The organism is Stenotrophomonas sp. P5_B8 (assembly GCF_054049855.1).
The window spans coordinates 1-5,419 of the sequence record NZ_JBFULO010000255.1; the positions used below are offsets into that span (position 1 = coordinate 1).

At 67.4% G+C, this 5,419-nt stretch carries 4 protein-coding genes and 1 pseudogene; 3 read left to right on the forward strand and 2 right to left on the reverse strand.

Annotated elements, in window-relative coordinates; genetic code table 11:
• Both parC and ACXJKH_RS13670 read right to left on the reverse strand, forming a co-directional pair.
• Positions 1 to 1,895: DNA topoisomerase IV subunit A (gene parC, locus ACXJKH_RS13665; RefSeq protein ID WP_457320038.1), on the reverse strand; the 1,895-nt coding region annotated here is incomplete at its 3' end.
• A 58-nt stretch (positions 1,896 to 1,953) separates the two neighbouring features.
• Positions 1,954 to 2,832, reverse strand: coding sequence for an AraC family transcriptional regulator (locus ACXJKH_RS13670; RefSeq protein ID WP_457320040.1), 879 nt, complete (start codon positions 2,830 to 2,832; stop codon positions 1,954 to 1,956).
• A 148-nt stretch (positions 2,833 to 2,980) separates the two neighbouring features.
• On the opposite strand from ACXJKH_RS13670, the gene ACXJKH_RS13675 reads away from it, so the two are divergent.
• The 3 genes and pseudogenes from ACXJKH_RS13675 to emrA form a co-directional block, all read left to right on the forward strand.
• Positions 2,981 to 3,424 carry a MarR family winged helix-turn-helix transcriptional regulator gene (locus ACXJKH_RS13675; RefSeq protein ID WP_457320044.1) on the forward strand — a complete coding sequence of 148 codons (444 nt, stop codon included), beginning with the start codon at positions 2,981 to 2,983 and terminating at the stop codon, positions 3,422 to 3,424.
• Positions 3,421 to 4,914, forward strand: coding sequence for an efflux transporter outer membrane subunit (locus ACXJKH_RS13680; RefSeq protein WP_457320042.1), 1,494 nt, complete (start codon positions 3,421 to 3,423; stop codon positions 4,912 to 4,914). Before ACXJKH_RS13675 ends, ACXJKH_RS13680 begins: the two co-directional genes overlap by 4 nt.
• Before the next feature lie 10 nt (positions 4,915 to 4,924).
• Positions 4,925 to 5,419, forward strand: a pseudogene (gene emrA, locus ACXJKH_RS13685) (multidrug efflux MFS transporter periplasmic adaptor subunit EmrA); the annotation flags it as partial.

Below are 5,419 nucleotides of genomic sequence, written 5' to 3' on the forward strand. Positions count from 1 at the left end.
GTCAGGTTGAGCATCGCCTTGCCGGCCTTGTTGCGCCCGGTCAGGTTCTCGAAGCGGGTCACGAAGCCGTAGCCGTGCGTGGAGGCCAGCACGAAGCGGGTGTTGTTCTCGCCACTGGCCAGGGTCATGAACGCGCTGCCCGGCGCCGGCGAGAAGCGGCCGGTCAGCGGTTCGCCGTTGCCGCGCGCCGAGGGCAGGGTGTGGATCAGGGTCGAATACGCGCGGCCCTCGCTGTCCAGGAACGCCACCTGCTGGGTGCTGCGCGCACGCACCGCCCCCAGCAACGCATCGCCGTCGCGATAGGACAGCGTGGACGGGTCCATGTCGTGGCCCTTGGCCGCACGGATCCAGCCCTTCTCCGACAGCACCACGGTCATCGGCTCGCTCGGCACCAGCTCGGTTTCATCGATGGCCTGCGCCGCGCCACGCTGTACCAGCGGCGAGCGGCGGTCATCGCCGAACTTCTTCGCATCGGCGGTGAGTTCGTCGCGGATCAGCTTCTTCAGCTTGGCCTTGCTGTCCAGGATCGACAGGATCTTGTCGCGCTCCTTGGCCAGCTCGTCCTGCTCGCCACGGATCTTCATTTCTTCCAGGCGCGCCAGCTGCTTGAGCCGGGTGTCCAGGATGTATTCGGCCTGTTCCTCGCTCAGCGCGAAACGCGCGATCAGCGCCGGCTTGGCTTCGTCCTCGGTGCGGATGATGCGGATCACTTCATCCAGGTTGAGGAAGGCCACCAGCAGGCCGTCCAGCAGGTGCAGGCGGCGCTCGACCTTCTGCAGGCGATGGGTGAGGCGGCGGGTGACGGTGGTGGCGCGGAACTGCAGCCACTCGCTGAGCAGCATCTTCAGGTTCTTCACCTGCGGACGCCCGTCCAACCCGATCACGTTGAGGTTGACCCGGTAGCTGCGCTCCAGGTCGGTGATGGCGAACAGGTGGCCCATCAGCTGGTCGGCGTCCACGCGGTTGGAGCGCGGCACCAGCACCACCCGCACCGGGTTGGCGTGGTCGGACTCGTCGCGGATGTCTTCCAGCCACGGCAGCTTCTTGGCGCGCATCTGCGCGGCGATCTGCTCGATCACCTTCGACGGCGATACCTGGAAGGGCAGCGCGTTGATGACGATGTTGGTCGATTCCTTGAAGTACGTCGCGCGCGCACGCACGCTGCCGTAGCCGGTTTCGTACATGTTCCGCAGGTCGGCCGGCGCGGTGATGATCTCGGCGAAGCTCGGATAGTCCGGTCCCTTCACGTGTTCGCACAGGTCGGCGATGGTCGCGTCCGGATCATCGAGCAGGTGCAGCAGCGCGCTGACGATCTCGTTGAGGTTGTGCGGCGGCACGTCGGTGGCCATGCCCACGGCGATGCCGGTGGTGCCGTTGAGCAGCAGGTGCGGCAGGCGCGCCGGCATCCAGGTCGGTTCTTCCAGGGTGCCGTCGAAGTTCGGGGTCCAGTCGGTGGTGCCCTGGTTGATTTCGCCCAGCAGCACTTCGGCGATCGGGGTCAGCTTGGACTCGGTGTAACGCATGGCCGCGAACGACTTGGGATCGTCGGTGGAACCGAAGTTGCCCTGGCCCTCGATCAGCGGATAGCGGTAGGAGAACGGCTGGGCCATCAGCACCAGCGCTTCGTAACAGGCGCTGTCACCGTGCGGGTGGTACTTACCGATCACATCACCGACGGTACGCGCGGATTTCTTCGGCTTGGAGGCGGCATTCAGGCCCAGCTCGCTCATCGCATAGATGATGCGGCGCTGCACCGGCTTGAGGCCGTCGCCGATGAACGGCAGTGCGCGGTCGAGCACCACGTACATCGAATAGTCCAGGTACGCCCGTTCGGCGTACTCGCGCAGGGGCAGCTGTTCAAAGCCGTGGAACGCGGGGCGGGCAAGATCGGTCATGCGGGATTGTTACCTGTGGCAAGGGACGGCGACGGCTGTCGCCCTCGCAGGCGGACGATTATCCGGATGCGGCCGGGGATGCCAAGCCGCGTGATGGATTGAGGGGGTGTCCGGTCCGTGCCAGGTAGCGCCCGGGCGGGCAGCCGAAGTGGCGGCGGAACACGGTGACGAAGGCGCTGGGGCTGCTGAAACCCAGCTCGTAGGCGATGTCGGACACGCTGTGCCCATCCGACAGACGCCGCAGACCCTCGGCCAGGCGCGCCTGCTGGCGCCACTGGGCGAAGCTGAGCGTGGTCTCGTCGCGGAAGTGCCGGGTGAGTGTACGCGGCGACAGCCCGGCCCAGTGCGCCCACTGTTCCAGGCTGCGGCCGTCGGCCGGATCGGCGATCAGCTGCGAGGCGATCCGCAGCAGCCGCCGGTCCTGCGGCATCGGCAGGTGCATGCGCTGGCGCGGCGCATTGCGGATCTCATCGAGCAGCACCTCGATCATGTGCTGTTGGCGCAGATCGGCCTTGGGGGTGGGCATCCAGCGGGTCACCCGCAGTGCCAGCGCCTGCAGCAGGTCGGAAATGGCAATCACGCAGGGCTCGTCGGGCAGGTCATGGGCCAGCGCCGGGCTGATGATCAGGCCCCAGCCACGCAGCGGTCCGGAGATGTCCACGGTGTGCGGCTCGCCCGGCGGCATCCAGCCGGCGCAGCCCGGCGGCAGCGACCAGTTGCCGTGGCGGGTGCGGGTGTTGAGCAGCCCGACCTCCACGCAGATCAGTTGGGCCCGGCGGTGCTCATGCCAGTCGATCTCGCGTTCCAGCCCGCGCGCGCTCTCGATCTGGAAGCCCAGCACCGGCACGCCGTCGTCGCGCTCGAGCCAGTCCAGCACCTCGTGGCGTACCAGCGGCGGGGGGAGTACGGCGTCCTCTGGCCTGAAAATGCTATTCATTGTCCAGATTGTAATACCGGGCCATCAGGGCTGGCTATTAAGGTGTCCCACCCCCATCAGCGTTCTGTTCGGTGCAACACAGCATTTTGTTCCAGATTGAATAGTTCCATTGAGAAATATATCTTCTGGAAGTAAAGTGCGCCGCATGATGATCTGTCCTGAAGCCACTCCCCCCAGCTTCGGCCTGTTGTTGCGCCAGGTGCGCGACGGCCTGGTCCGTCAGCTCGACACGTCGATGGCTGAGGAAAACCTCGGCATTGGTTTTACCCACTACCTCGGATTGAAGGTGCTCTCGGTCAAGGCCCCGTGCACCGCCAACGAGTTGGCCCAGGCCCTGGACCAGGTGCCCAGCGCGGTGACCCGCCTGCTGGACAAGCTGGAAGCAATGGGCTGTGTGCGGCGCGAGCCGCATGCCCAGGACCGGCGTGCGTTGCAGATCGTATTGACTGATGAAGGCCGCCAACTGTGGGCCCGGCTGAAGCAGCGCGGCGACCAGACCATCGACGACGCAATGCGCGATCTCTCCACGGACGAGCGCGCCCACCTGCTTTCCCTCATGACCCGTGTACGTGACTCCCTGATTAMGCCATGACCTCCTTCCCTGATCGCACTATTTCACTGCGCCCGTTGCGGCCGGTGCTGCTGTCCGTGCTGGCGCTTGCGCTGGCCGCCTGTGCCAGCAGCCGCGGCCTGGCGCCGCACGGCCGGCTGCTCGACCCCGACAGCCTGCAGACCCAGCGCACCCTGGCCGCCAGCGGGCTGAGCCAGCCCGGTTGGCCCGCCACCGACTGGTGGCGCGCGCTGGGTGATCCCCAGCTCGATGCTCTGATCGCCGAAGGCCTGCAGCGCAATCCCGGGCTGGATGCGGCCGATGCCCGCCTGCGCCAGGCCCGCGCGCAGATCGGTACCGCCCATGCCGACCGCCTGCCCAAGCTGTCCGCCTCCGGCGGCTACACCGGCGTGCGCCTGCCCGAATCCATGGTCGGCGACGAGCTGGGTGGCAGTTATGCCGGCAGCGGCCAGGCCTATCTGAGTTTCAGTTACGGCATCGACCTGTGGGGCGGCAAGCGCGCCGCCTGGGAAGCGGCCGTGGACAGCGGGCATGCCGCCGAAGTGGATGCCCAGGCTGCGCGCCTGAACCTGTCGGCGGCCATCGCCGAAGCCTACGCACAGCTGGGTTATGCGTGGACGCTGMACGATGTGGCCAGCGAAGAACTGGCGCGCTCGCAGAAGACCCTGGACCTGACCCGGCAACGGCGTACCGCCGGCATCGACAGCGACCTGCAGACCCGCCAGGCCGAAGCCCGGATCCCGGCCGCGCAGCAGCAACGGCAGGCCGCGCAGCAGCAGATCGACGAGGCCCGCACCGCGCTGGCCGCGCTGGTCGGGCAGGGCCCGGACCGCGGCCTGCAGATCGTGCGCCCGCAGATGCTCAATCCGCTGGCACTGCAACTGCCGGGCGTGCTGCCCAGCGAACTGCTCGGGCGTCGCCCGGATATCGTCGCCGCGCGCTGGCGGGTGGAAGCGGCCGGTCGCGAGATCCACGCGGCCAAGGCGCAGTTCTATCCCAGCCTCAACCTGACCGCGCTCGGCGGGGTCGTGTCCAGTGAAGTGGACCAGTTGCTCAAGAGCGGTTCGACCTTCGCCTTCCTCGGTCCGGCGCTGAGCCTGCCGATCTTCGACGGTGGCCGCCTGCGTGCCAACCTGGACAAGACCGATGCCCAGTACGACCTGGCCGTGGCCGACTACAACCAGTCGGTGGTCAATGCACTGCGCGATGTGGCCGACCAGGTCAACGCGGTGCGCTCGCTGGCCGACCAGGCCGCTGCGCAGGCCCAGGCGGTAAGCACCGCACGTGCCGCCCATGACCTGGCCGACCAGCGTTACCGCGCCGGCATCGGCAGCTACCTGGACGTGCTCAGTGTCGAAGAGCAGTTGCTGGCCTCCCAGCAGCGACTGGCCGAGCTGCAGTCGCGTCAGATCCTTGTTTCGGTGCGACTGAGCCAGGCACTGGGCGGCGGCTTTACGCCGTCCAGCGACGCTGCCCCGGTTGCCGCCACCCCCGATTCCACGCATTCCTGAGACACATCCCATGAGCCAGACATCCGCTCCCGCTGCCGCCCCGGCAGCTCCGTCCCGTCGCGGCAAGCTGCTGCGCGGCCTGTTGGTCATCGTGGTGCTGCTGCTGGCCGCGCTGGCCCTGTGGTACTTCATGTTCGGCCGCTGGTTCGAAGATACCGACGATGCCTACGTGCAGGGCAACCAGGTGCAGATCACCCCGCTGGTGAGCGGCACCGTGGTGGCGATCAACGCCGATGACGGCATGCGCGTCGAACGTGGCCAGCTGCTGGTGCAGTTGGACCCGGCCGATACCGAGGTGGCACTGCAGCAGGCCGAAGCCAACCTGGCCAAGACCGTCCGCCAGACGCGCGGCCTCTACCGCAGCGTGGAAGGCGCGCAGGCGGATTTGAACGCGCGCCAGGTGACCTTGAAGCGGGTCCGCGAGGACTTCAACCGCCGCAAGGGGCTGGCCGCCACCGGTGCGATTTCCAACGAAGAACTGGCCCACGCCCGCGACGAGCTGGCC

What these genes read in the sequence shown, in the direction of transcription:
- ACXJKH_RS13670 (WP_457320040.1), bottom strand. Translation starts at nt 2,832, where the DNA reads ATGAATAGCATTTTCAGGCCAGAGGACGCCGTACTCCCCCCGCCGCTG.